Annotated in this window: 30 protein-coding genes; 17 read left to right on the forward strand and 13 right to left on the reverse strand. The window is 57.2% G+C overall.

All coding sequences use genetic code 11. The features are described from left to right. Window positions 1-13: 13 nt before the first annotated feature. Complete coding sequence (locus KMP13_RS03365) at window positions 14-910, forward strand: NAD-dependent epimerase/dehydratase family protein (protein ID WP_215264141.1); 897 nt, start codon at window positions 14-16, stop codon at window positions 908-910. Window positions 911-1024: 114 nt separating this feature from the next. Here the strand turns inward: KMP13_RS03365 and KMP13_RS03370 are convergent, their stop codons facing one another. Both KMP13_RS03370 and phaC read right to left on the reverse strand, forming a co-directional pair. Then, window positions 1025-1468: a phasin family protein gene (locus tag KMP13_RS03370; RefSeq protein WP_215264142.1), complete on the reverse strand. Its 444-nt coding sequence runs from the start codon at window positions 1466-1468 to the stop codon at window positions 1025-1027. Between the two features lie 317 nt (window positions 1469-1785). Next, window positions 1786-3582: a class I poly(R)-hydroxyalkanoic acid synthase gene (gene phaC, locus KMP13_RS03375; protein ID WP_215264143.1), complete on the reverse strand. Its 1797-nt coding sequence runs from the start codon at window positions 3580-3582 to the stop codon at window positions 1786-1788. 138 nt (window positions 3583-3720) lie between these two features. On the opposite strand from phaC, the gene phaZ reads away from it, so the two are divergent. After that, window positions 3721-4989, forward strand: a complete 1269-nt coding sequence (gene phaZ / locus KMP13_RS03380) for a polyhydroxyalkanoate depolymerase (protein WP_215264144.1) — start codon at window positions 3721-3723, stop codon at window positions 4987-4989. Window positions 4990-5020: 31 nt separating this feature from the next. After that, a complete protein-coding gene (locus KMP13_RS03385; protein ID WP_215264145.1) occupies window positions 5021-5608 on the forward strand; it encodes a DUF6151 family protein in 588 nt (195 codons plus the stop codon). A 16-nt stretch (window positions 5609-5624) separates the two neighbouring features. Here KMP13_RS03385 and KMP13_RS03390 read toward each other — a convergent pair whose 3' ends face one another. The 4 genes from KMP13_RS03390 to KMP13_RS03405 form a co-directional block, all read right to left on the reverse strand. Beyond that, complete coding sequence (locus KMP13_RS03390) at window positions 5625-6350, reverse strand: alpha/beta fold hydrolase (RefSeq protein WP_251363660.1); 726 nt, start codon at window positions 6348-6350, stop codon at window positions 5625-5627. A gap of 114 nt (window positions 6351-6464) precedes the next feature. Further along, window positions 6465-6890, reverse strand: a complete 426-nt coding sequence (locus KMP13_RS03395) for a VOC family protein (protein WP_215264199.1) — start codon at window positions 6888-6890, stop codon at window positions 6465-6467. Window positions 6891-7040: 150 nt separating this feature from the next. Beyond that, a complete protein-coding gene (locus KMP13_RS03400; protein ID WP_215264146.1) occupies window positions 7041-7628 on the reverse strand; it encodes a histidine phosphatase family protein in 588 nt (195 codons plus the stop codon). Then, window positions 7629-8378 (reverse strand): alpha/beta hydrolase, encoded by a 750-nt coding sequence (locus KMP13_RS03405; protein ID WP_215264147.1) that lies wholly within the window; start codon window positions 8376-8378, stop codon window positions 7629-7631. A gap of 161 nt (window positions 8379-8539) precedes the next feature. On the opposite strand from KMP13_RS03405, the gene KMP13_RS03410 reads away from it, so the two are divergent. From KMP13_RS03410 to KMP13_RS03440, 7 genes are all read left to right on the forward strand, one after another. Beyond that, window positions 8540-9301, forward strand: a complete 762-nt coding sequence (locus KMP13_RS03410; protein WP_215264148.1) for an ArsR/SmtB family transcription factor — start codon at window positions 8540-8542, stop codon at window positions 9299-9301. 17 nt (window positions 9302-9318) lie between these two features. Beyond that, entirely contained in the window at window positions 9319-9750 is a 432-nt protein-coding gene (locus KMP13_RS03415) for an MAPEG family protein (protein ID WP_215264149.1), read from the forward strand. Between the two features lie 238 nt (window positions 9751-9988). Beyond that, the gene (thrS, locus tag KMP13_RS03420) at window positions 9989-11935 is read left to right on the forward strand and encodes a threonine--tRNA ligase (protein WP_215264150.1); all 1947 of its coding nucleotides are present in this window, start codon (window positions 9989-9991) and stop codon (window positions 11933-11935) included. Window positions 11936-12165: 230 nt separating this feature from the next. Continuing rightward, window positions 12166-12471, forward strand: a complete 306-nt coding sequence (locus tag KMP13_RS03425; protein WP_215264151.1) for a BufA1 family periplasmic bufferin-type metallophore — start codon at window positions 12166-12168, stop codon at window positions 12469-12471. A 105-nt stretch (window positions 12472-12576) separates the two neighbouring features. Continuing rightward, the gene (gene bufB, locus KMP13_RS03430) at window positions 12577-13443 is read left to right on the forward strand and encodes an MNIO family bufferin maturase (protein WP_215264152.1); all 867 of its coding nucleotides are present in this window, start codon (window positions 12577-12579) and stop codon (window positions 13441-13443) included. After that, a complete protein-coding gene (locus tag KMP13_RS03435) occupies window positions 13440-14219 on the forward strand; it encodes an HvfC/BufC N-terminal domain-containing protein (RefSeq protein ID WP_215264153.1) in 780 nt (259 codons plus the stop codon). The genes bufB and KMP13_RS03435 overlap by 4 nt, the downstream gene beginning before the upstream one ends. 3 nt (window positions 14220-14222) lie before the next feature. After that, the gene (locus KMP13_RS03440; protein WP_215264154.1) at window positions 14223-14792 is read left to right on the forward strand and encodes a DoxX family protein; all 570 of its coding nucleotides are present in this window, start codon (window positions 14223-14225) and stop codon (window positions 14790-14792) included. Between the two features lie 87 nt (window positions 14793-14879). Here KMP13_RS03440 and KMP13_RS03445 read toward each other — a convergent pair whose 3' ends face one another. Then, window positions 14880-15197: an arsenate reductase family protein gene (locus KMP13_RS03445; protein ID WP_215264155.1), complete on the reverse strand. Its 318-nt coding sequence runs from the start codon at window positions 15195-15197 to the stop codon at window positions 14880-14882. 222 nt (window positions 15198-15419) lie between these two features. Between KMP13_RS03445 and KMP13_RS03450 the strand changes: the two genes are divergently transcribed. Continuing rightward, window positions 15420-15626, forward strand: coding sequence for a cold-shock protein (locus tag KMP13_RS03450; protein ID WP_215264156.1), 207 nt, complete (start codon window positions 15420-15422; stop codon window positions 15624-15626). A gap of 320 nt (window positions 15627-15946) precedes the next feature. Next, window positions 15947-16816, forward strand: a complete 870-nt coding sequence (locus KMP13_RS03455) for a delta-class carbonic anhydrase (protein WP_215264157.1) — start codon at window positions 15947-15949, stop codon at window positions 16814-16816. A gap of 49 nt (window positions 16817-16865) precedes the next feature. Here the strand turns inward: KMP13_RS03455 and KMP13_RS03460 are convergent, their stop codons facing one another. Further along, entirely contained in the window at window positions 16866-17342 is a 477-nt protein-coding gene (locus KMP13_RS03460) for a dihydrofolate reductase (protein WP_215264158.1), read from the reverse strand. 11 nt (window positions 17343-17353) lie between these two features. After that, window positions 17354-18187, reverse strand: a complete 834-nt coding sequence (locus KMP13_RS03465) for a thymidylate synthase (protein WP_215264159.1) — start codon at window positions 18185-18187, stop codon at window positions 17354-17356. A 174-nt stretch (window positions 18188-18361) separates the two neighbouring features. Between KMP13_RS03465 and KMP13_RS03470 the strand changes: the two genes are divergently transcribed. Further along, window positions 18362-18790: a VOC family protein gene (locus KMP13_RS03470; RefSeq protein ID WP_215264160.1), complete on the forward strand. Its 429-nt coding sequence runs from the start codon at window positions 18362-18364 to the stop codon at window positions 18788-18790. Between the two features lie 323 nt (window positions 18791-19113). Continuing rightward, complete coding sequence (locus KMP13_RS03475; protein ID WP_215264161.1) at window positions 19114-19668, forward strand: discoidin domain-containing protein; 555 nt, start codon at window positions 19114-19116, stop codon at window positions 19666-19668. A gap of 252 nt (window positions 19669-19920) precedes the next feature. Here the strand turns inward: KMP13_RS03475 and KMP13_RS03480 are convergent, their stop codons facing one another. The 3 genes from KMP13_RS03480 to KMP13_RS03490 all read right to left on the reverse strand — a co-directional run bounded on the left by KMP13_RS03480 (window position 19921) and on the right by KMP13_RS03490 (window position 21208). Further along, window positions 19921-20412 carry a MarR family winged helix-turn-helix transcriptional regulator gene (locus tag KMP13_RS03480; RefSeq protein WP_435370336.1) on the reverse strand — a complete coding sequence of 164 codons (492 nt, stop codon included), beginning with the start codon at window positions 20410-20412 and terminating at the stop codon, window positions 19921-19923. Window positions 20413-20492: 80 nt separating this feature from the next. Further along, a complete protein-coding gene (locus tag KMP13_RS03485; RefSeq protein WP_215264200.1) occupies window positions 20493-20711 on the reverse strand; it encodes a succinate dehydrogenase assembly factor 2 in 219 nt (72 codons plus the stop codon). 86 nt (window positions 20712-20797) lie between these two features. Next, window positions 20798-21208 (reverse strand): helix-turn-helix domain-containing protein, encoded by a 411-nt coding sequence (locus KMP13_RS03490; RefSeq protein ID WP_215264163.1) that lies wholly within the window; start codon window positions 21206-21208, stop codon window positions 20798-20800. Window positions 21209-21301: 93 nt separating this feature from the next. Between KMP13_RS03490 and KMP13_RS03495 the strand changes: the two genes are divergently transcribed. The 3 genes from KMP13_RS03495 to KMP13_RS03505 are packed head-to-tail and all read left to right on the forward strand — an operon-like array spanning window position 21302 to window position 23358. Next, window positions 21302-22519 carry a pyridoxal phosphate-dependent aminotransferase gene (locus tag KMP13_RS03495; protein WP_215264164.1) on the forward strand — a complete coding sequence of 406 codons (1218 nt, stop codon included), beginning with the start codon at window positions 21302-21304 and terminating at the stop codon, window positions 22517-22519. Next, the gene (locus KMP13_RS03500) at window positions 22519-22896 is read left to right on the forward strand and encodes a bleomycin resistance protein (protein ID WP_215264165.1); all 378 of its coding nucleotides are present in this window, start codon (window positions 22519-22521) and stop codon (window positions 22894-22896) included. The genes KMP13_RS03495 and KMP13_RS03500 overlap by 1 nt, the downstream gene beginning before the upstream one ends. 60 nt (window positions 22897-22956) lie before the next feature. Beyond that, window positions 22957-23358 (forward strand): hypothetical protein, encoded by a 402-nt coding sequence (locus tag KMP13_RS03505; protein WP_215264166.1) that lies wholly within the window; start codon window positions 22957-22959, stop codon window positions 23356-23358. A 42-nt stretch (window positions 23359-23400) separates the two neighbouring features. On the opposite strand, the gene KMP13_RS20385 is transcribed toward KMP13_RS03505, so the two are convergent. Then, window positions 23401-23634, reverse strand: a complete 234-nt coding sequence (locus KMP13_RS20385; protein WP_251363661.1) for a GNAT family N-acetyltransferase — start codon at window positions 23632-23634, stop codon at window positions 23401-23403. Between the last annotated feature and the right edge of the window lie 235 nt (window positions 23635-23869).

The following is a 23869-nucleotide window of genomic DNA, read 5'->3' on the forward strand; positions in this document are numbered from 1 at the left end:
TGAAGGTTTGTTTATGCGGATTGTAATTCTTGGTGGCACCGGCAGCATTGGCACTTTGGTGACGCAACGGTTGGTTTCGGACGGGCATCACGTCACCGGCGTGGTGCGCAATGAGACTTCTGAACGACGCCTCAAACATCTCGGTGCTCATCCCCACCGGGGCGACATCCGTACCGCTTCCAGTTGGTCCCGACTGCTTGATAGGGCGGATGCTGTGGTTCACTTAGCGGCCACCTTTGATGATCGGATGGCCGAAGCAGATCGCAGTGTCGCCGAGGCAATTTGTGCCCATACCAGCCAGCAGGACCGCAGGTTGCGGGTGCTCTATACCGGTGGCTGTTGGCTTTATGGTGAGACCGGCGACAGGGTGGCGACGGAACGCACGCCGTTGCGCCCGATTGCGCCCTTTGCCTTTATGGCGCGCCATGCGGCGCAGCTGCAGGCGGCCGCGAACCTGTCGGTCGCCACAGTCCACCCTGCGCTTGCCTACCACAAAGCTCCGAACCATGCCCAAGGCGCGTTCCATCGATTTGTCAAAGATGCGCAAACCACCAACCCGATTGAGGTCTGGGGCAGTGTGAAAACCCGTTGGCCACTGGTCGAAGCCGATGACCTCGCCGCTGCCTACGTCGCATTGGTGACACGACCGGATCTGACAGGCGCCTTTAACGTGGCGGCCCAACAGGGCGTGCCTGTGCAGAACATCCTACGCCACATCAGTGAGAGCTTTGACCACGACGGCAGTTTTCTGATCCGGGATGCGGCCTACGTCCTGCGCAATTTTGGCCCCATGGGCCAAGGTCCGATGCTGGATCAGCAAATGGATGCGCAAAAGATCACAGCCGCCACGGGCTGGCAGCCAAAGCTGCGTGATTTTCGCGATGCTTTCAATCTGCACCAACTTGCCTAGACGTCTCAGACCCGCGCGTCACAACAGAAAAAGGACAGGCCGGGCAGCCTGTCCTTTCTTCACGCACGGGAACGGTTGGGAGGAGAGCTTGTTCCCAGGGCGCGGCCGTTTCGATTAAGCGGCAGTTGCTTTCTTTGCAGCCGTTGTCACCTCTTCGGTGGCCTTCTTAACAGCTGCGGTTGCTTCTTCGCCCATGTCTTTGCCAGCCGCCATCAGCAGCTCAACTGTGTCCATCTGAACTTTCTTTGCGATCTCAGCAAAGGCCGCCATGTTTTCGGCAGCAGTTTCAGCAGAAGATGACGCCAGATCAGTTGCCGCTTTTGCGTATTCTGCAGGCTCGGTTTTTGCTTTGGACATTTCGCCCATTTTAGACAGCGCGTCTTTGGCCCAAACAGTTGACAGCTCGGTAGACTTTTCAGCCGCGTCCAGAGCAACAGATGCCAGCTTCTCGTTCAGAGCGGCAGCGCTTTTGAATGCGTCTTCCAGAGCAGCGGTGTCTACTGGAAATGCGCCCATCATTTCTTTCATGAAGGCGGTGAAATCTTGGGTCTTAGCCATTGATCGTAATCCTCTAGATGTGTCGCGGGGCGCTTGCGAACCGCTCTGTGTTACTAAAGACAATATGCATGCTGCGACGCAGCAATTCAAGGAAAATCATGCTGCGCTGCAGAAAAACACCGTAAAACCACTAAATTTAGAGATTATTTCTGCACTGCAGCATTGCGATTTTGGCACGTATTGTGGCGCCCTTCGTCACGCTGCATCTGGCAGGCTCAGGCGACACACGACTCAAAGATATGTCGTTCGACCCGATAAAAGACCCCGCAACCATGTGCGATGCGGGGTCAGCTTATGTTCTCATTGCGACAGCCACATTAAAGGCTCGCCTTGACTTTGACATTCTGTCCCGGCGCGGCTTCGAGCGCGGGAAAGCTCTCCGATCCAGGCACGCGCCCTGGCACCTGTTTGCCGGCCCGCCCCTTTAACCATTCGCCCCAGACCGGCCACCAGGACCCATCGTGGAATTCGGCGTTTTCCATCCAGGTCTCGGCATCGCCCTTAAGGCTCTTGTTCATGTAGTGGCCATATTTGTTGCGGCTTGGCGGATTGACGATGCCCGCGATATGGCCGGATTGCGAGACCAGGAACGTCTTGGAGCGCGATCCCATTTTCTGAACCCCCCGGAAGCAATCCTTCCAACGGGCGATATGGTCGTTTTCACAGGTGATCGCCATCACCGGCACGGTGACGTCTTTGACATGGAGCGTCTCCCCCATCAGTTCAAACCCGTCGCTGGCGAACCTATTGTCCTGACAAAGGCCGCGCAGGTACTCGACCGCCATCTTACCCGGCAGGTTGGTGCCATCGCCGTTCCAATACAACAGATCAAAGGCCGGCGGGGCCTCCCCCATCATATAGCTGCGGATCGCGGGGCCATAGATCAGATCGTTTGACCGCAAGAACGAGAAGGTCCGCGACATGATCCAGGATTTCAAGATACCGTCTTCGTCGATCTGTTCCTCGATGCCATCGACAAAATCATCCTGCAGGAAAGGCGTGAACTCGCCCTGATCGTCAAAATCGGTCAGCGTGGTAAAGAAAGTCGCCGATTTGACCGAGGTATCGCCGCGCTTTTTCAACAAAGCCAACGTCAGGTTCAATGTGGTCCCCGCAATGCAATAGCCCACCGCATTGACCTGTTTGACGCCGCAGATCTCTTTGACAACGTCGAGAACTTTCAGATAGCCGTCCTCAACATACTCCTCCATCCCGACATCGGCGTAGGTTTCATCCGGATTGACCCAGGACACCACAAACAGCGTGAAACCTTGATCGGTGATCCATTTCACCAGACTATTCTTTTCCTTCAGGTCGAGGATGTAGAATTTGTTGATCCATGGCGGGAACAGAACAACCGGCGTTTCACAGACCGTTTCCGTGGTCGGACTGTATTGGATCAGCTCCAGCATCCGATTGCGATATACCACTTTGCCCGGCGTGGTGGCAATATTGCCCCCGACCTCAAAGGCGTCTTCATCCGCTAGCCGTACCACCAATTCGCCATTGTTGGCTTCCAGATCGGCCACCAGATTTTCCAGACCATCAATCAGCGACTGCCCTTCGGTGGTCAGCGCCTTCTCCAGCGCATCCGGGTTGGTGGCCAGGAAATTGGTCGGTGCCATCATCTGTACGATCTGGTCGGCAAAGTAATCTAGACGCTGTTTGTCGACCGGATCTAGATCCTCAATCTCGGTCACCGCGTTGCGCACGGCCTCGGCGTTGATCAGATATTGCTGTTTGACATAATGAAAATATGGGTTGCTGTCCCACAGCGGGTTTTTGAAACGGCGATCCCTCTCTTCGCCTTCAACGGGTTCGCGCCGCAGCACTTTTTTCTGCGCCTCTGCAAAATTCAGAACCGTTTTGCCCCAGAATTCAACCTGCTGTTCCATCAGCTTGGCCGGGTTCATCGCCATTTCGGCCCAATATGCACTCGCTGCGCGTGCGAATAACCCTTGATTCGGTCCGTCTAAACCGGGGTTATGGTGGGGCTTTGCGGACATCACCTGCACCAATCGCTTCGAAAGCCCCTCAACCCGGGCCATATTTTCTTTAAGCCGTTCAAGCGCTTCTGGCGAAGTGGCGGTGGAAATGTCGTCACTAGTTGTCATCTTAATGTTTCCCCCGTAATCTTTCTGCTGTGCAGAATTCTTGCTTAGGTATTCTACGACATAGCGACCCCACCAAGAGAAGGTGAAAATGTCGCAATTCGATGTTACCTAGGGTTGTGGTCCTTTAAGGAGACACAAATGCGATATATGATGGCGTACGACCTAATGGAAACCGTACGTAACACCAATCAATGGCTGGGCGCCTCTGCCCTGTCCCTTGCATCCTACCCCGCTTTTGCCGGCATGCCAAACCCAGCGCTCAGCTGGATGGCCGCCTGGGGTGAGGTCACCGAACGTACGTTTCAGCGCATGATCGCCAAACCCGACTGGGGAATCCACACGATGACCTGCGCGGATGGCAAGGATCATCTGGTGGAAATCGACACGGTGGTTGAACGCCCCTTTGGCGATCTGATCCACTTCCGGGTCTCTGGCCGGGAGGAACAGCCACGCCGCGTTTTGCTGGTTGCGCCCATGTCAGGCCACTATGCGACGCTGTTGCGCTCCACTGTCAAAAGCCTGATGGAAAACTGCGAAGTCTATATCACCGACTGGCACAATGCCCGTGATATTCCAGTCTCCGAGGGCAAATTCGACGTCGAAGACTACACAGCCTACCTGGTTGATTTCATGCGCGCTTTGGGCCCTGACATCCACGTCGTGGCCGTCTGCCAACCGGTGCCACTGACGCTTGCGGCCACCGCCTATCTGGCAGAGCAGGACCCAACCGCGCAGCCCAATTCACTGACGTTGATCGGTGGTCCAGTGGACCCTGATGCGACCCCAACCGATGTGACCGATTTTGGGCGTCGCGTGACCATGGGCCAGCTTGAAGAAACCATGATCCAACGGGTCGGGTTCAAATACCCGGGCGTCGGGCGCAAAGTTTATCCGGGTCTTTTGCAGCTGCAGTCGTTCATGTCGATGAACATGGACCGCCACTCCAAAGCCTTCATGGATCAGATCTCTCGCGTCGCCCAGGGCGAGGCCACGGATCACGATCCCCACAACCGCTTTTATGACGAATACCTTGCGGTGATGGATATGACGGCAGAGTTCTACCTGTCCACGGTCGAGCGTATCTTTAAAAATCGCGAAATCGCCAAGAATGAATTTGTGGTCAACGGCCACAAGATTGACATCGGCAAGATCACTGATGTCGCGGTCAAAACGGTCGAAGGTGCCAACGATGATATCTCGGCCCCTGGCCAATGTATCGCGGCGCTGGATCTGTGTACCGGTCTGGATGAAAGCAAAAAGGCCAGCCACGTCGAACCCGACGCGGGCCACTACGGTATTTTTGCAGGTCGCAGCTGGCGTAACAATATCCGCCCGCTGGTGATCGAATTCATGAACGCCAACACCCGCCATCCGCGCAAACCACAATCGCGGTCAGCGGCCGAATAAGCGACATCTGCCGACCGGGAGGCACGCGGCGATGACACAAGACACAAATCAAAACCCGCTGGCGTTTTCCTGCGCCTGCGGGACCGTCCAAGGGCACCTGTCACCTGATGGGGCCAAGGTCGGCACCCATGTGGAATGTTATTGCGCCGATTGTCGCGCGAATGAATTGCTGCACAACCAACCCGACCCGGCACCAGAGGCCGTGCGCTTGCTGCAAATCTCTCCCGATGCGCTGACCGTGACCCAAGGAGCAGAACACTTGTGCCCGATCCGGCTGAGCCCGCGCGGCATACTGCGCTGGCACGCCAGCTGCTGTAAAACGCCGATCGCCAATTCCCTGCCCAACCCAAAGCTTCCCTTTGCAGGTGTGCGGACCGCGGTTTTTGCCGATCCCAGTACATTCGGGAAAGTCCGGGTCAAAGCCTTTATCCCCCAGCCCGGCAAACAGCCCCGCACCAAAGGGGCGATGCTGATGGTGATATCAATGTTCAAACGGATGGGGGCCGCGCTGTTGTCAGGGGCTTGGCGCAACACGCCGTTTTTTGACACTGACACCGGCAAACCGATTGCTGAGGTCAAGCTGCTGAGCAAAGAAGAGCGCGCGCCGCTCTATCGATAACTGAGACGGTCGACGCTTAAGCCGGCATCGCAAGCCATTCTGCCAGTGCCTGATTGACACCTTGTGGGTTTTCCAATGTGGGCAGATGCGCCGCATAGGGCACCTCGATCACTGTGCCGCGCGGCAGCATTGTCGCCACAAAATCTAGCCGCTTCTTAGGCACCACGCGGTCATATTCACCGCGCAATACCAAGCCAGGACCCGTACACCGCCGCAGCGCATTCTGCATGTCACTGCGCCGCTGCATGGCGCGAGATTGGGCGACAAAGACCTCACCCCCAAGATCCAGCCCCATATCGATCAGACTTTGCGCCAGCTCCATCCGGTTGCTTGCCGGAGCCAGCAGATCGGGTTCGACAATACTGCGCACGGCTTCCGGCAACCGGCCCGTGCGCGCGCCAATGATATGGGGTTCACGTTCAGAGGATGTTCCAGGACTGTCCGGTTGGGCCGAGGCCGACATCAGACACAGACGCGACACGCGTTCCGGCGCGCGGCGCAGCAATTCCATCGCAACCACACCGCCCAGACCCAGCCCCACCAGCGCAAAATGCAGCGGCAGCTGTGGCAGCATCTGTGCGGCGATCTGCTCCACCGTATCACCACTGATCGGGGGCGCGATCATCACCGGCATAAACCCAGAGAACACCTCTAATTGCGGTGCGAACACCCGGGCATCTGACATCATGCCGGGGATCATCACCATGGGCTCCAGTTCCAGCAGAGCGCTGCCTGTCATCATCTCACCACCACATTGCGAAGATCGCCGCCCGTGGGGTCCTCGCATGGCCCCAATTTGCGGCTTTCCCATTGAAATCGCAAGATTTGCATGCGACTCGAACGGGCAACCGTGACTTTAATACCCGTCCCAGCAAAAGGCACCATCTTTGCGCAGTGGTGCAAACGGGTTCATGGTTACCTCCCAGAAATGGCCCTCGGGGTCGCGGAAATATCCGCCATAACCGCCCCAGAACACCTCTTTCGGTTGCTTTAGGATCTCCGCTCCGGCCTTGGCCGCTGCCGCCATCACCGCGTCCACTTCGGAGCGGGTGCGCCCGTTGTAGGACAGGGTGCTTGCGCCCTGCCCCAGGCTTTCGACCGGCAGTCCCATGTCCTTGGCCAGGGCTTCAATCGGGTAGAGCCCCAGCGTCTGCCCTAAAAGATCAAAGACCACGATCCCATCCGGGCTTTCCAGCTCTTCCCAGCCCATCGCGCGGTAAAAAACTGTCGCCTTTTCGATGTTCTGCACGCCCAATGTGATCAAACTGACCCGCTGTTCCAAACCGATACCCTCCCTCGTCTTTTGCGGCCCACCGCCGCCGCCACAACTATAGGTACTGTGCATTGGCGACACCACCGGTGAAGTCAAAACAGATTTCATCTGCGCCAAGATGTCGGCGCGACTGCTTAGCCAACAGGCAGGTGCCTAGGCTTACGTATCAACCGTCTCAATTGCGCGCCATCCGTGGATCAAGCTCCAATCCGCCAGATCGATCGCGATGACATTGCCACCGCCGCCGCCGGGCTGGTCCCATTTGCGATCAATCGCAACGCCCATGACATGGCACAGGGTCAAGGCGCCGACGCCGCCATGGGCCACAACCGCAATATCGCCATCGGGCGCCTCATCTGCGATCTGGCGCAGGGCGGCGATCACCCGGCTCTGCGCGTCAATTGCCCGCTCCCAACCGCGGATGCTTTCGGTGGGGTTGGCAAAAAACGCATCTGCGGTGCGCTCGAATTCTTCCTTGGGCAGGAAGCCGGTGGCCGAGCGGTCATTTTCATGCAACGCCTCAACCACATGGTGGCGCGCGCCGACCTGCGCACACAGGATTTCAGCCCCGTCGCGCGCCTTTTTCTCGGCGCTGGAATAGACGCTGGTGACCCCGCGCACATAGGCGCTGGCCGAAAACACGTCGTGACGGGCGCGGCCTGTGGCGCTTAGCCCCCAATCGGGAACCGGCACTGCGGGGTCAATTTCGACCTCACCATGGGTGACAAACAAAAGACGACGTACCATTTACAAAACCTCGTTTACGGCGGCCTCTATCAAAGCAAGGCAAGCCTCATCAGAAAATCGGTGATCTGCATCTTTGACCAGGGTCAGACGCATGTCGGTGCAGGTGGCGTGATCCATCAACTTCAATGCGGTCTCGGTGCTGACAGCCGTATCAGCCGTGCCTTGCAGGCACCTAACCGGGAACGGCAAATCCAACGGGTCGCGCAGCACCAGATGGGCGCGGCCGTCCTCGATCATCCGTTTGGTCACCACATAGGGCTCCATATAGTCGGACGGCAGGTAGACAACGCCTTTGCTTTGCAATTCGGACTTTTGCGCATCAGTGAAACTTTGCCACCAGCCGTCCTCGGTAAAGTCAGGCGCGGCCGCGATGGTGACCATCCCCTTGATCCGGTCGGCGCGCGCCTTGGCCAACAGAAGGGCCTGCCAGCCGCCCATCGAGGAGCCAACCGGCACGATTTCACCTTCGGTCAACTGGTCAATCACTGCCAGCGTGTCCTGATGCCAATCGCCGATGCAGGTGTCCTCATAGCGCTCAGAGCTGATCCCGTGACCGGAGTAGTCAAACCGCAAAAACGCCCGTCCTTGCGCTGCGGCCCAAGCTTCCAGATGCACGGCCTTTGTGCCCTCCATGTCTGACTTGAGCCCGCCCAGGAATACAATGGTCGGCCCCATGCCCGCGTGCCTGTGATAGGCGATCCGCCGGCCTTGGGGGGTGTCCAGATATTGTGCGTCTTTGGCATCCGACATGGGGGTCTCCGTCACAGGTCTGTTGGTCCTTGGCATGGCATGTTTCGCCAGATTCGCAAACAGCTTCGCCTGTTGGTGGGCGTGTATGCGGTGGACCGCACCTGCACGCCTAAAAGGTGACCATATTGACACGTGACTAAAGAATCACATATCAACACCACATGGACAAGATCTTCAAAGCCCTCAACGACCCGGCCCGACGCGCGCTCCTGGACAGTTTGCGCGCCAAGGACGGTCAAAGCCTCAGCGAGCTGGAAAGCCAGTTCGACATGACGCGGTTCGGGGTGATGAAACATTTAGGTGTTTTGGAGGACGCCGGTCTTGTGCTGTCCAAGAAACAGGGGCGGTTCAAATACCATTATCTGAACGCGGTGCCCCTGCAAGAAGTCATCGATCGCTGGATCGAACCCCTGCTCGCCAAGCCGCTTGCACGCGGCATGATTGATCTCAAATCCCACCTGGAAGGGACTGCCCAAATGTCTGCCACTGCTGCCAAACCCGATTTCATCCATCAAACGCTGATCCGCTGTAGCCAGGACGCCTTGTGGGACGCGTTGACTGTTGCCGATCAGGTCGCAGCCCACCATTTTGCCTGCGACCGCGCAGAAGGCGATGCGATTGCGCCGGATGCGGCGTTGCAAATGATCCGCAAAGACGGCTCCACCATGCTGACCCAGCGGGTGATCTCTCTGACGCCAAAGTCACGCATCGATATGACGTTTGAGCCGAATTTTGGTGGTGGCGATGGCAAAGCCAGCCACATCGCCTTTTTGATCGATGTGGAAGGCGATCACTGCAAGCTGACTTGCGAACATTATGCGGTGCCGCCTGAGATGCAGGCCATTCGCGACGGTTGGATGCGCTTTGCGTCCTCGATCAAATCCTGGCTGGAAACCGGTAAACCCATCAAAATGGACGATTGAATCCTATGATAACGAGTATGACTTCCGAACTTGTCTATCTTACCCTCAGTGCGCTTTTGGCCGGATCGCTGTGGATCCCGTTTGTGATTGGTCAGGGCGGTGATCCCAAGGGCCATACCGATTTCACCCGACCGCCCGATATCACCCAATTGCGCCCCTGGGTGCAGCGGTCCTTTCGCGCCCATCAAAACGCGATTGAGACCACGTTGCCCTTTGCAATTGTGGTTCTGGTTGCCCATGTGGCCGGTCTGTCCAATAGCGTCACGGGCACGGCGGCAGCGGTGTTTTTCTGGACCCGGCTGGTGCATGCGGCGGGGATGATTAGTGGCCTTGCTATCTTTCCCATACGTCCGATCATTTTCTCCGTGAGCTATGCCTGCACGGTGGTGATCGCGGTTATGGTTCTGTTGGGCAGCCTTGGACAGCACGCGCATGTGGAGGGGGCTTAAAGGCAGACCAACCCCTCCCGCCCGTCGCAAGACAATCACAGATTGCCCCGCTCCCGTTGGGCCGCGCGCTGCGCCAAAGGCGCAGCGTACCATCGCCCAGCCGCACCCCTTCAAACATCTCGAAACGGACGTGCCCAAGGGGTTGACGCTGCTGTTTCTTTTCGTCATCAACGCGGGCGAACCATAACCCGCAACCGGGCGTTCTGTGGGCGCCAAACCGACGAGGAGAGCCAGACCTATGGCCCAAGTCTCCCTTACCTTTCCCGATGGCAATGCGCGATCCTATGACGCAGGAGTCACCGCTGCCGAAGTCGCATCCTCCATCTCCACCTCGCTGGGCAAAAAAGCGATCTCGGCCACTGTGAACGGCCAGCACTGGGATCTGCAATGGCCCATCGACGCGGATGCCTCCATCGCAATTCACACCATGAAGGACGATGCGCAGGCCAATGAGCTGATCCGCCACGACCTTGCCCATATCATGGCACGCGCGGTGCAAGAGATCTGGCCCGACACCAAAGTCACCATCGGCCCGGTGATCGACAATGGCTGGTATTATGACTTTGACCGTGCAGAGCCCTTCACCCCCGAAGATCTCGGCGCGATTGAAAAGAAGATGAAGGACATCATAAACAAGCGTGATGCAGTCCGCACCGAGGTCTGGGACCGTAACCGCGCGATCCAGCATTACACCGACAACAACGAACCCTATAAAGTCGAGCTGATCGACGCCATCCCCGGCGACGAGCCGCTGCGGATGTATTGGCACGGTGACTGGCAGGATCTGTGCCGGGGTCCGCACCTGCAACACACTGGTCAAGTACCAGGTGATGCGTTCAAACTGATGTCCATCGCCGGTGCCTATTGGCGCGGTGACAGCGATCGCGCCATGTTGCAGCGGATCTACGGCGTCGCCTTCACCGGCAAGGAAAAGCTGAAAAAGCACCTCAATATGCTGGAAGAGGCCGCCAAGCGCGACCACCGCAAATTGGGCAAGGAAATGGGCCTGTTCCACATGCAGGAAGAAGCCCCCGGTCAGGTGTTCTGGCACCCGAACGGCTGGCGTGTCTACACGACCTTGCAGGACTATATGCGCCGCATGCAGGACAAGGACGGCTATGTTGAGGTCAACACCCCGCAGGTGGTTGACCGCAAACTGTGGGAAAAATCCGGCCACTGGGACAAGTACCAGGAAAACATGTTCATCGTCGAAGTGGATGAGGAACACGCCCGCGAAAAAGCCGTCAACGCGCTCAAGCCGATGAACTGCCCCTGCCACGTGCAGATCTTTAACCAGGGTCTCAAATCCTATCGCGATCTGCCGATGCGGATGGCGGAGTTCGGCTCTTGTGCGCGTTATGAACCCTCGGGCGCGTTGCATGGTATTATGCGGGTCCGTGGCTTTACCCAAGACGACGGCCATATCTTCTGTGCCGACGATCAGATCGAAGCAGAGACCGCAAAATTCATCGCCTTCCTCGCCAAAGTCTATGCCGACCTCGGCTTTAATGACTGGACCATCAAACTCTCCACCCGCCCTGAAAAGCGGATCGGCTCGGATGAGACCTGGGATCAGATGGAACAGGCGCTGGGGGATGCCTGCAAGGCTGCGGGATATGACTATGAGATCCTCGAAGGCGAAGGCGCGTTTTATGGACCCAAGCTGGAGTTCACTCTGACGGACGCCATTGGGCGGAACTGGCAATGTGGCACGCTGCAAGTGGATGCCAACCTGCCAGAGCGTCTGGAGGCCAACTTTATCGGTGCCGATGGCCACAAACATCGCCCGGTCATGTTGCACCGCGCCTGCCTTGGCTCCTTTGAACGTTTCATCGGCATCCTGATCGAAGAGCACGCGGGCAAACTGCCCTTCTGGCTGGCGCCGCGTCAGGTGGTTGTCGCCTCGATCACCTCGGATGCGGATGCCTATGTGGCTGAGGTTGTCGCCGAGCTGCAAGCAGCCGGTGTGCGGGTCGAAGCCGACATCCGCAACGAGAAGATCAACTATAAGGTCCGCGAACATTCGCTGGGCAAAGTTCCGGTCATTCTCGCCGTTGGCCACCGTGAAGTGGAGGAACGCACCGTATCCGTTCGTCGCCTCGGTGAAAAACAAACAAAGGTTGAAACCCTGGCAGATGTAACAAATGCGCTGAAAATCGAAGCAACCCCGCCCGACATTCTGTAACATTTGCTCACGACCCCCAATTAAGCGGCCCGGAGACGGGCCGTTTTTTGTTACAAAACCGTCAACACTGTAGCAAACGGCGGAAATCGGCCCGTAAATTGCGAAATTTCGTAACAGTCACTGACGCGCGCGTTACTAACAGCCTCGTGACTTCACGCAGGCTACACTTCGGGTTAGGTTTTTCATGTCATCACGACGACACCGCATGTGTAATCAAAAGGATTATTGAGATGTCGAACACCGCAAAAACTTTTGCAGTTGCAGGCGCAGTAGCCGCAGCAATGACCGCAACCCTGACCGGTTCCGCTTCCGCTCAGTCCAAAGAGAAGTGCTACGGCGTTTCCCTGGCTGGCCAGAACGACTGCGCCGCAGGCCCCGGCACCACCTGCGCCGGCACCTCGACCGTAGACTACCAAGGCAACGCATGGACCCTGGTTGACGCAGGTTCCTGCGCTTCCATCGAACTGCCAGCACTGGCAGACGGTTCCGAGCGTAACGGTTCGCTGGAAGCCCTGGAGCGTGACCTGCCGGCATAAGCCGCAGACACCGCATATGGTCTGATTTGTACATTTGGGGCGGAGCATGCCGCGTCCGCCCCTTATTCTTCGGTAACCAGGAAACGCGCAGAACGGAGAACAGCAATGCTGGATAAATCCACATTCACGCATCTGCCGCAGACACCTGGCGTTGGCTACAAACCCCAGCATTTCAACGACATTATCTCGGACCCCGGCTCGGTCGGCTGGCTTGAGGTACATGCCGAGAACTATATGGGTGACGGCGGCCGTCCCCTGGCGCAATTGCGTCATCTGGCCGAAGAGTTTCCAATGTCTGTGCATGGTGTTGGCCTGTCCATCGGCGGCGAAGGCCCGCTGGATGGTGACCATCTGGCCCGGCTCAAACATCTTGTCGACTGGCTGAACCCGGCGTCCTTTTCCGAACATCTCGCCTGGTCGACCCACGACAGCGCCTTTTACAACGACCTGCTGCCGCTGCCCTATACGGATGCAACGCTGGCGCGGGTTTGCGCGCATATCAATCAGGTGCAGGACCTCTTGGGGCGCAAGATGCTGCTGGAGAACCCCTCCAGCTATCTGGCCTTTGCCGAAAGCACCTGGAGCGAACCTGAGTTTCTAAACGAAGTGGCCCGTCGCACCGGTTGTGGCCTGCTTTTGGATGTGAACAACGTCTTTGTCTCTGCCACCAATCTCGACTTCAGCCCACAAGGCTACATCGATGCTTATCCGCTGGATCTGGTGGGTGAAATCCATCTGGGCGGTCATGACGAAGATCACGACGACCACGGCAAGCCCCTGCTGATCGACAGCCACGGGCGCGCAGTTGTGGATCCGGTCTGGGCGCTGTTGGACTACACGTTGGAACGCTCCGGCCCCCTGCCCTTGTTGGTCGAATGGGACAATGACGTGCCCGATTGGCCAACGCTTGAACGCGAGGCCGCACGCGCCGCCTCCGCCTTGGACCGCGTTTTGGTCGAGGTCGCCAAATGACCACCGACACGTCCCCCGCCAATGCGGTCAACCAGGCCGCGTTTACCCGCGCGATGATGGATGCCAGCATCACCACACCCCAAGGTCTGCGCGACAGCCAAAACCGCCCCGCCGGACGCCGGTTCAACGTTTATCGCAACAATGTCGCGGTCTCATTAACGGATGCGCTACTACAGGCCTTTCCGGTTGTGACCAAGCTGTTGAGCGAGGAAAACATGAAAGGGCTCGCTGGGATTTTTCTGCGCGCCCATCCGCCGCAATCGCCGCTGATGATGTTTTACGGCGCGGAATTCCCGGATTTCATCGCGCAGATGGAGCAGCTGTCGCATTTGGGCTATTTGGCCGATGTGGCACGCCTGGAACAACACATGCGGCGCGCCTATCACGCCGCCGATGCGACGCCGATTGACCCAGACGCGCTTGGTAGTATCGCCCCCGAAGACCTGATGCAAACCCGCGTCAGTTTTACGCCTGCGATGCAGGTGATCCGCTCTCCCTGGCCGATCTTTGATATCTGGCGGTTCAACATGGAACAGGACGCGCCCAAACCGCAAGCCGGGGCGCAGGACGTCCTGATCACCCGGCCCGAATTCGACCCAACGCCCCAGCTTTTGCCGGTTGGAGGTGCTGCGTGGATCACTGCCCTGACAGGGGGCAAAACGATTGGTGAGGCTTTTGAGGTCGCCAACCAAGACGCTGATAACTTTGACCTTTCGACAACACTTGCCTTGCTTTTGCAAGGGAACACACTCACCGCACTTCACAGGAAAGACTAACGCATGACTTCCCTCCTCTCGCTCCACGATAGCCTTGTTGCTTGGGTTGACAAGATCGGCGATCAGCTGACACCCCTGCTCGCACGGTTCATTTTTGCAGCCACGCTGACGCTCTATTACTGGAACTCTGGCCTGACCAAATTGGGCGATGGGATCCTGGGGCTGTTCTCCCCGTCCATCGGCGCCTACAGCCAGATTTTCCCCAAAAAGCTCGAAGCGGTTGGCTATGATGTCTCCCAATTCGGCCTCTTTGAATGGGCTGTGGTCATGGGAGGTACCTATGCCGAATTCATCCTGCCCGCGCTGATCATCCTGGGCCTGCTGACCCGCCTGGCTGCCGCCGGCATGATCGGTTTTGTCGTTGTGCAGTCCCTGACAGATGTCTACGGCCACCACGCCACAGATGACAAAACGCTGGGCGCGCTGTTTGACCGCTTCCCAGATGCGGTCATCCTGGACCAACGTCTGTTCTGGTGCTTCCTGCTGCTGATTATCGTGATCAAAGGCGCAGGCATCCTGTCGCTGGACACGCTGTTGCGCAAGAAACTGACCGCGTCTGCGACCATGGTTTAAACGCCAATCTGAAGACGGCTTAATCGCCAACACCACTCACATAAAACACTCAAAACACCCCGCCCAACCGGCGGGGTGTTTTGTTTTTCACCCCAGTCCCAGGGCCGTCTGCGCGGCCTTGTCAAACCCCAGCACCATGCGCACACCGTCCACAATCAATGGCCGTTTCATCAAGGTTGGGTGCTCTGCCAGCAGTTCAAGCGGTGCTTTTGTGCGCTCCGCCTCGTCCAACTGGCGCCACGTTGTTGACCGCGTATTCAGCAGCTTGCTTTCAAATTGCGCATGGGCCTGTTGCAGCACCTCTGCTGGCACACCCTCGCCGCGCACATCAACGAATGTGGCATCTGGTAATAGTTTCAACGCCTTACGGCAGGTGTCACAGTTTTTCAGCCCGTAAAGGATCATAAAAAGCTCCTATCGCACAGCTCACTCCAACACAATTTATGGTAGTAGACCTGTGTTTTGCTTGATTTTTGCAATCCGCGTGCAACAGTTAATGCAGGTTCGTCAAGCCATTCAGACCTTTGCGCGGTCATATTTTTGATCAAGCTCAGATCCGGGGTGCGGCGTAACCAACTCATGGGGGAGGCCTCGTGAGAATGTGCAAGGTAGAAGGAGACACGGGATATGCCAACCGGCACCGTGAAGTGGTTCAACACCACAAAGGGATATGGCTTCATCGAACCAGACGAAGGCGGCAAGGATGTGTTTGTACACATTTCTCAAGTTGAACGTTCTGGGCTGACGGGCCTGACAGACAATATGAAGGTAGACTTTGAGCTGACCGAAGGGCGTGACGGGCGCCAGATGGCCGGCGAGATCAAGCCGCTCTGAACTAAATCAATCCGCTGCGCCCATCTCAGGGGGTGGGCGCAGCAGATGCTTCTCCCCTTTTTAATATCCTGCATCTTCCCCTTGGGGATGCAGATATCTGCGCTGCGCCAAGCGTCCTGTCGCGGCCTTACGGCTGTTGCGGCAGAAAAAGCAACACAACCCCAATAACATATATTTTAGATGCGCCATTTCAGAACCGACCTAAAGTCGCCCGTGTTCTTACGGGCGTTCCTGTCGGCCTGCCATCCACGCAAAGCTTTGGGATGGATCAACTGCGCTCCGGCAGGTCACGTCCGAATACATTGATCGGAGTAATCTAAATGACCCATTTCCCCGCATCCCGCACTGTTTTGACCGCAGTTGCACTGACCCTTGGAGTCGCAACGCCGGTTCTGGCCGCTGGCGATGCCCATGTCGACGACGGCGTGATCGCCGAGCAACGCGCCGCCCTGGCCACCGCGACCAAAGATGCCGGCTTTGGCCCGCAAGCACCGCGCGACTTGACCAAAACCGACGGCGTCAACACCCGCGCCTTTTCCACCGCGCCGGCCTATACGACCATGAACCTGTGCGACATCCACTTCCATGAAAACGCCGAACACAAAGGCGGCGAATTCACCACCTTTGCCGGCAATGGCGACGGGCATGGCTATGGCACCGGGTTCAAATACGATGGCACCTTGACCACTGCCGAGCTGGCGCCGGTCGGCCACCCTGTTGGCGCCGGAGAGCACGGTGATCTGCAAAGCGGCGACACCATCGAAATCCACTTTGTCCACTCCACCGCCCAGGCCCAGCCCGGTCCCACTCTTGGCACCTGCCTCAGCGATGCCATCGCCAATCCGCAGCTGCGCGTGGAAACCGTGGTCGCCGTGTTGGTCAACGATGCCGAGGCCACTGATTTCACCGAAATGGCCGCCATCAGCACCGTGGACGGTCTGCATCAGGCCGAAAACATTCCCAATACGCTGGGCACGCCCATTGTCTACGAAGGTTCCACCACCGGTCCCAGCTACAATGAAAAAGGTTCACCGTTTCAAGTCACATGGAGCGTCCGCCCGCAGGTGATCAAAGTCGACATCAACTCGGTCGATGCCTGGTTCAAAGCCAATGTGTTTGAAGAAGACCATGCACACGGCGTCCGCAATCTGGTCGAAAATCTCGAACTGCTGTCGCCGATCTCTCACTAAACGGGTTCAAACCGCCTCTGCCACAACAGGAGCGGTTATTCCTGTCGGATCAAACGCGTAGGTATTCCACCATGACGCAAGCCGGATCGGCAGTGCGCAGCGAATTGCGTGCGGCAACCTTCCAGTTGGTCTCCTGCACCTCGGGGAAGAACGTATCCGCTCCCTCGACCTCGGTCTCGACCTCGGTGATCAACAGACGATCCGCGATCTCCATCATGCCCCGATAGATCCCGGCCCCGCCGATCCCATAGATGCGCATATACCCTTGCGCGCGGGCCTCAACGACAGCCAGATCGACGGACGACACCACCAGATCGGCACAGTCCGGGTTGGACGACACCACGATATTCAGCCTATTTTTCAACGGCTTCACCGGCAGGCTATCCCAGGTGTTGCGCCCCATGATGATCGCACCGCCATGGGTCTCCCGCTGAAACGCTTTCAGATCTTCGGGCGCAAACCAGGGGATCGTATTGTCCTTGCCAATCGCCCCATTGCGGTCACGGGCAACAATCAATGTAATCATAACTCAGCCTCTTAGACGGCAACTGGTGCTTTGATGTTGGGGTCGGCCTCATATCCAACCACTTCGAAGTCTTCGAATTTGAAGTCAAAGATTGATGTGACGTCGCGCAGAATATTCAGCTGAGGCAAGGGTTTTGGCGTCCGGCTCAGCTGCCGATCCACCTGTTCCAGATGGTTGGAATAGATATGCGCATCCCCCATCGTGTGAATAAAATCGCCTGCCTCATAGCCGGTCACATGGGCCAGCATTTTGAGCAGCAACGCATAAGAGGCGATGTTGAACGGCACGCCCAGGAACATATCGGCCGAGCGTTGATAAAGCTGCAGATGCATTTTGCCGCCCGCAATCCGTACCTGCCACAAGGTGTGACACGGCGGCAGCGCCATATCCGGCACATCGCCCGGGTTCCAAGCAGTGACCACCATGCGGCGGCTGTCGGGGCTCATTTTGATCAGCTCCACCAGGTCTGTGATCTGGTCCACCGTGCCCGCACGATACAGCGGCTCGTCGCCGGTGGTGCCCTCTACCAGCTCTAGCTTGGGAAATTGCCGCCATTGGTGGCCATAAACCGGCCCCAGATCGCCATTTTCATCGGCCCATTCATTCCAGATCCGCACACCATTGTCCTGAAGATAGCGGATATTGGTGTCACCCGACAAAAACCACAGCAATTCATGGATGATCGATTTCAGATGCAGCTTCTTGGTGGTGGTCAGCGGAAAGCCATCAGCCAACGGATACCGGCACTGCATGCCAAAATGCGAGATCGTGCCGGTGCCAGTACGATCAGTTGATTTTACGCCGTGATCGCGCACGGTGCGCAGGGCTTCAAGATATTGCTGCATGGCTCTTCCCCCGGGACAAACCTCTATCTGTTGTGGTCTTTTTTGCATGCCCCCCCAGAAATAGCCAGAGCCCCGCCCAGGGCATGCTTGGGAAATTTTATGCAGCCTCTGGTTTTATCGCGATGCGCGCCCTAGATGTTGAGCGCCAACATGGCTCCAACATCGGAGAATGAGATGCCCCTCACCTATTTGCACACAATGGTCCGCGTGAAGGATCTGGAAAATTCCATGGCCTTTTTTGAGCTTCTGGGCCTCAAAGAGACCAAGCGCATGGACAGCGAAAAAGGCCGCTTTTCGCTGATTTTCATGGCCGCCCCCGGTCAGGAAGACACGCCGATCGAGCTGACCCATAACTGGGACGGCGATGACGCGCTGCCCAGCGACAGCCGTCACTTTGGCCACCTAGCTTACGGCGTTGATGATATCTATGCGGTCTGCCAGCACCTGATGGACAATGGCGTCACCATCAACCGCCCGCCGCGCGACGGTCACATGGCTTTTGTCCGCTCGCCCGACAATATTTCAATCGAATTGTTGCAAAACGGCGAACGACTGGAGCCCGCAGAACCCTGGGCCAGCATGGAAAACACCGGTAGCTGGTAGTCGGTCTCTGGTTTGTCCCGACAAGAAAATAGTGTTGGCCTGCGGGAAGGGCCAACACAACACTGCTCAATGCTCGATTGGCTACGAGCCGTTTTGATCCCAAGAGTTTTCCAACCAAATGGGCGCGCTTACCGCTTGTGGGATTTGTAGTTATGACCCCTACGCGACAAGGGGTCTTTATCCTCATGTTGGCACGCAAACTGTTCCGGCCAATGTTTTTGAGCGATCACTCATCTTTTCAATTCTACCTTCACGTGCCCTTAACTCAACACATAGGAGTATTCAAATTACGTATTTACACCTAATCTGAATAAGGTCCCCCTATGAAACCTACACTTCTGAGCACGGCAATTTTGCTGTCAACTAGCGCAACGCTTGGACAAGCCGCCACGGTGAACTGGGCGCTAGAAGGCACTGCAACCGTATCGGCAGGGGCGTCAAGCGCGTCCTTGGCAATCGATGGCGACACAAATACGTCTTGGAACGCAGGCAGGCATCCGTTTAACTTCATTGAAATCGACCTTGGTCAAGTACGCGAGTTTTCCGCAGTGCGTGCTTTGGTGGGACAGCGGCCAAATGGAAACACGCTGCACAATGTCTTTTTGGACAACGTACTTAGTTACACCTGGGACCAACACACGAGTGGCGGCGACTGGTTGACCTTTGAACTGCCTGAACCCACTCAAGCGCAGGTCGTCCGGATTGATACTGTACGCTCACCCAGCTGGACAGCTTGGAACGAGATCCAGGTTTTGCAAGGGGACATCGCCCCCGTTCCCTTGCCTGCCTCGGCTTTGCTTCTTCTTGGAAGCTTCTTTAGCTTTGGTTGGCTCAAGCGGCGGTCAACCAAAGGAGGCCTTCGCATCCTGACCTCTTGAGCATAAGAGGTTGCGCGACAATAATATTCTCTAAGGGCGACGTTTCCTGAGGCCGTGCATAACAGCGCGGCCTCTTTTACATCTTAAGGTAAGTGCTTGTTGAATGACCAAACGCAAAACGACCGCCCCTTTAAGAGCGGCCGCTTTGGAATTTGTGTTCACCGTTGCATTCTACAACGTGCATCGAGACGGTCGTCCGGGCCATTCTGGCCGCTCCGTCAAGACGCGGAATTCTTCAGATCTGATCTACGTTTAGTAGATGTAGCGGATCTGGTCAGACCAGTACCGCTCCACGCGCTTTAGCGACGTGGTAATATCGGCAATCCCTTCGACGCTGATCACGTCTCGGTTTTCCAGCCCCTCAGCGTGGCGCAGGAATAATTCGGTAACGATGTCCCGAATTTCACGCCCCTTAGTAGTGAGGCGAACACGGACAGAACGACGGTCGATTTCACATCTTTGATGGTGCATATACCCCATCTCGACCAACTTCTTGAGGTTGTAGCTTACGTTACTGCCTTGATAGTAACCACGGGATTTAAGTTCCCCCGCCGTCACCTCATTGTCCCCGATGTTGAACAGCAGAAGAGCCTGAACCGCGTTTATTTCAAGAACGCCTACGCGTTCAAATTCATCCTTGATCACGTCCAGCAGCAGACGATGCAGACGCTCGACTAGCGCAAGCGCTTCAAGGTAGCCAGTCATGAACCCTTTGGAGTCCTGCTGGCCAATTGGCATTTCCATACTCATGCGCATCTCCGACTCGAATTTGCTAGGGACAGAATGCGCTGAATTTCCGAAAATTGCGTTAAGGCATTTCAGATTTATTTTTGATAAGTTTGCGAGACTTTCTTAACCAAATCAGCAAGTTCTTCTGGCGGGCTCATTTGGCCGGTCACCCATTGCAGCAGATCCTGGTCGTTCTCGTTCAACATCGCCTCATACAGATCCAGCTGGGCCGTATCCATCCCGGTAAGATTGGCCTCGGCATATCCCTGCAACAGAATATCCATTTCCTTGATGCCGCGCCGGATCGACCGCATATAAAGCCGCTTTTTGCGCACATCGATTGGTTCATTTTTGGGGCTGTGCTCTTTCAGGCTCAACGCGGCTTCGCGCAAGGGATCGTTCACGGGGTCATCTCCTCGATGATGGTTTTCAGCCGTTTTTCCAAACGGGCAGCGCGGTCGGAATTTTCGCGCATTTCGCTGCGCAATTGCCGCAGATCCCGCAAAAGGTCACGTAGATTCTGCGGTGCGCTGTCGTCCTCGGGCGACGATGTGCCCTCACCTTCGCCGGTCATCAACCACATGATCGAGACATTCAGGATGCCCGCCATCATCGACGTCCGGTTGGCGCGCGGCTCCGACAGGTCCTGTTCCCAGCCCACCAACGTCGCCTTTTTGACCCCCAAACGGCGCGCCAGTTGCGCTTGCGTCATGTTCGCCGCATCGCGTGCCGCCGCAATCCGATCCCCCAATGTGGCCATATCCGGGCCGTACCAGTCCATCTCTGTTTCGACTGTTTCGCCATCGTTCATTGCCACACTCCTGTATCGATACGCGATCTCGCTTGAACGCTTCTGGGTCGCACCCTATGACAGTCGCGTTCAACTTTCAAACTGAGGCGTAAAATGTCCGATCTGCCCGCAGAATTCCTCTCGTCCACCCTGTCCCGCGTCAAACCGTCTCCGACGATCGCGGTCACGAACAAGGCGCGTGAGCTGAAGGCCGCAGGCCGCGACGTTATCGGCCTTGGCGCCGGTGAGCCGGATTTTGACACGCCACAAAACATCAAAGACGCCGCTGTACGCGCCATCGCCGAGGGCAAGACCAAATACACCGCCGTTGATGGCATTCCTGAGCTGAAAGAGGCGATCTGCGCCAAGTTCAAACGCGACAACGGGCTGGATTACACCCCGGCTCAGGTCACCGTAAACTCGGGCGGTAAACACACGCTTTATAACGCGCTGGTCGCGACCTTGAATGCTGGCGATGAGGTTGTGATCCCGGCCCCCTACTGGGTGTCCTACCCCGATATGGTCCTGCTGGCAGGCGGCACCCCCGTCGCGGTTGAGGCGACGCTTGAGAACAACTTCAAACTGACCCCCGACCAGCTCGAAGCCGCCATCACGCCAAAGACCAAATGGTTCATCTTCAACTCGCCCTCCAACCCGACCGGTGCTGGCTACACAGCGGATGAGCTGAAAGGGCTGACCGACGTTTTGATGCGCCACCCCCATGTCTGGGTGATGTCGGACGATATGTACGAACACCTCGCCTATGATGATTTCAAATTCGCCACCCCGGCCGAGATCGAGCCCGCCCTCTATGCGCGCACGCTGACCTGCAACGGGGTTTCCAAAGCCTATGCGATGACCGGCTGGCGCATTGGCTACGCCGCAGGCCCGGAAAACCTGATCGCTGCCATGCGCAAGGTTCAGTCGCAGTCGACCTCAAACCCTTGTTCCGTCAGCCAATACGCCGCGGTTGAGGCGATCAACGGCACCCAGGACTATCTGGCCCCCAACAACGAAAAATTCGTGCGCCGCCGCAATCTGGTGGTCGATATGCTCAGCGCGATTGAGGGCATAACCTGTCCCAAGCCCGAAGGTGCGTTCTACGTCTACCCCTCCATCGCCGGTCTGATCGGCAAAACCACTCCAAAGGGCGTGATGATCGAGAATGATGAGGTTTTTGCAACCGAACTGTTGGAAGACACAGGCGTTGCAGTGGTCTTTGGCGCGGCCTTTGGTCTGTCGCCAAATTTCCGTGTCTCTTACGCCACCACGGATGAGGCCCTGACCGAGGCCTGCACCCGCATCCAAACCTTCTGCGCCGCACTAACCTGATGACGGGCGCGCAGATTACCGCAAATCTGCCCAGCCGGGACTTTGATCGAACCGAAGCCTTCTATCATCGTCTCGGCTTTGCCACCGCTTACCGCGACGGCAACTGGATGATCCTCACCTATGGCGACACCCAGGTTGAGTTTTTTCCGCACCCAGATCTAGCCCCCGCCGACAGCTGGTTTTCCGCCTGCCTGCGGGTAGCTGACATCACGCCGCTGTATGCGCGCTGGTCCAAACTGGGGCTAGCAACGGACGCCCCCGCCGCCCCGCGCCTTGGCGATGTGATCCCGGTACGGGGCACAGTGCCGCGCATGTTTCCCCTGATCGACCCCGATGGCACACTCTGGCGGGTGATTGATCTAAAGGGGTTAGGCTGACGCATCCGCCATGCTAAACAGGTATGCGGCCCCAGATGTACGTGACTTGAAAGGACGATTATGAGCGTTGAGCTTCCCGAATATTATTTCCGCATCCGCGAAAACGGGGCAGTTGTGTTCAAAGTCGACACCGAAAATCGCCACCGCCGCATCGACATGGACCAGATCGCCATGGTCAATATCCGCAACGGCGATGTTAAACCCCATGGCAGCCGGGTGCTGTCACCGGAAGATCTCGCCGCGATTGAGACCTGGAAAGAGGAGCGCCGCGCCACATTGGCCAGCCGCGATCTCGACGACATTCACCGCACCATTGACCATCTGAACCTGACCACTCAATGGGCGCAGTCCAAGGCCGAACCGGAGCACCTCGACGCTGTCACCGACCGTCTGTTGATGGCGATGCACGACCTGCGCACGGTTCTGGTGCGTAAAAAAGCGGACCGGCTGAACAAAGGCTAAACGCGAGCCTTTCGCAGGGCGACGCCCCGCGGGACTGGCGCATCATAGCGGTTTTTCGAAATACACCCGGTTAAACCCATCTTCACTGCGCCGCCCCGTCTCATGGTAGCCAAGATGGGGATAGATCTTCAGGTTCTTGACCATCTTTTCATTGGTGTACAGTTTGATTGCGGGCAGATCCGCCCGGCGCGCCGCATCCTCACAACAGGCCATCAGCGCCTTGCCCACACCGCGTCCCGCGGCCTCGGGCTGCACCGCGATGTTTTCCAGGAACATATGTCCACCCCTCGGAAAGAAAACAATACATCGCCCGCATCCACTGCCACCTGCACGACGCTTGCAGCGATCAATCCTGCAAAATCCGCCACCATCGGCGCAGGTTTGCGCCCGATCACCGCCACATAGGGCGCATAGGCCGCCTCTGCACAGGCGCGCACCGCAGCAACATCCGCTGTCCGCGCCTCTCGGATCACCACATCACTGCCCACAGCATCCTCCTGCATCTTCGTTT

The sequence above is a fragment of the Epibacterium ulvae genome (assembly GCF_018678075.1).
GTDB classification, from domain to species: Bacteria; Pseudomonadota; Alphaproteobacteria; order Rhodobacterales; family Rhodobacteraceae; genus Epibacterium; species Epibacterium ulvae_A.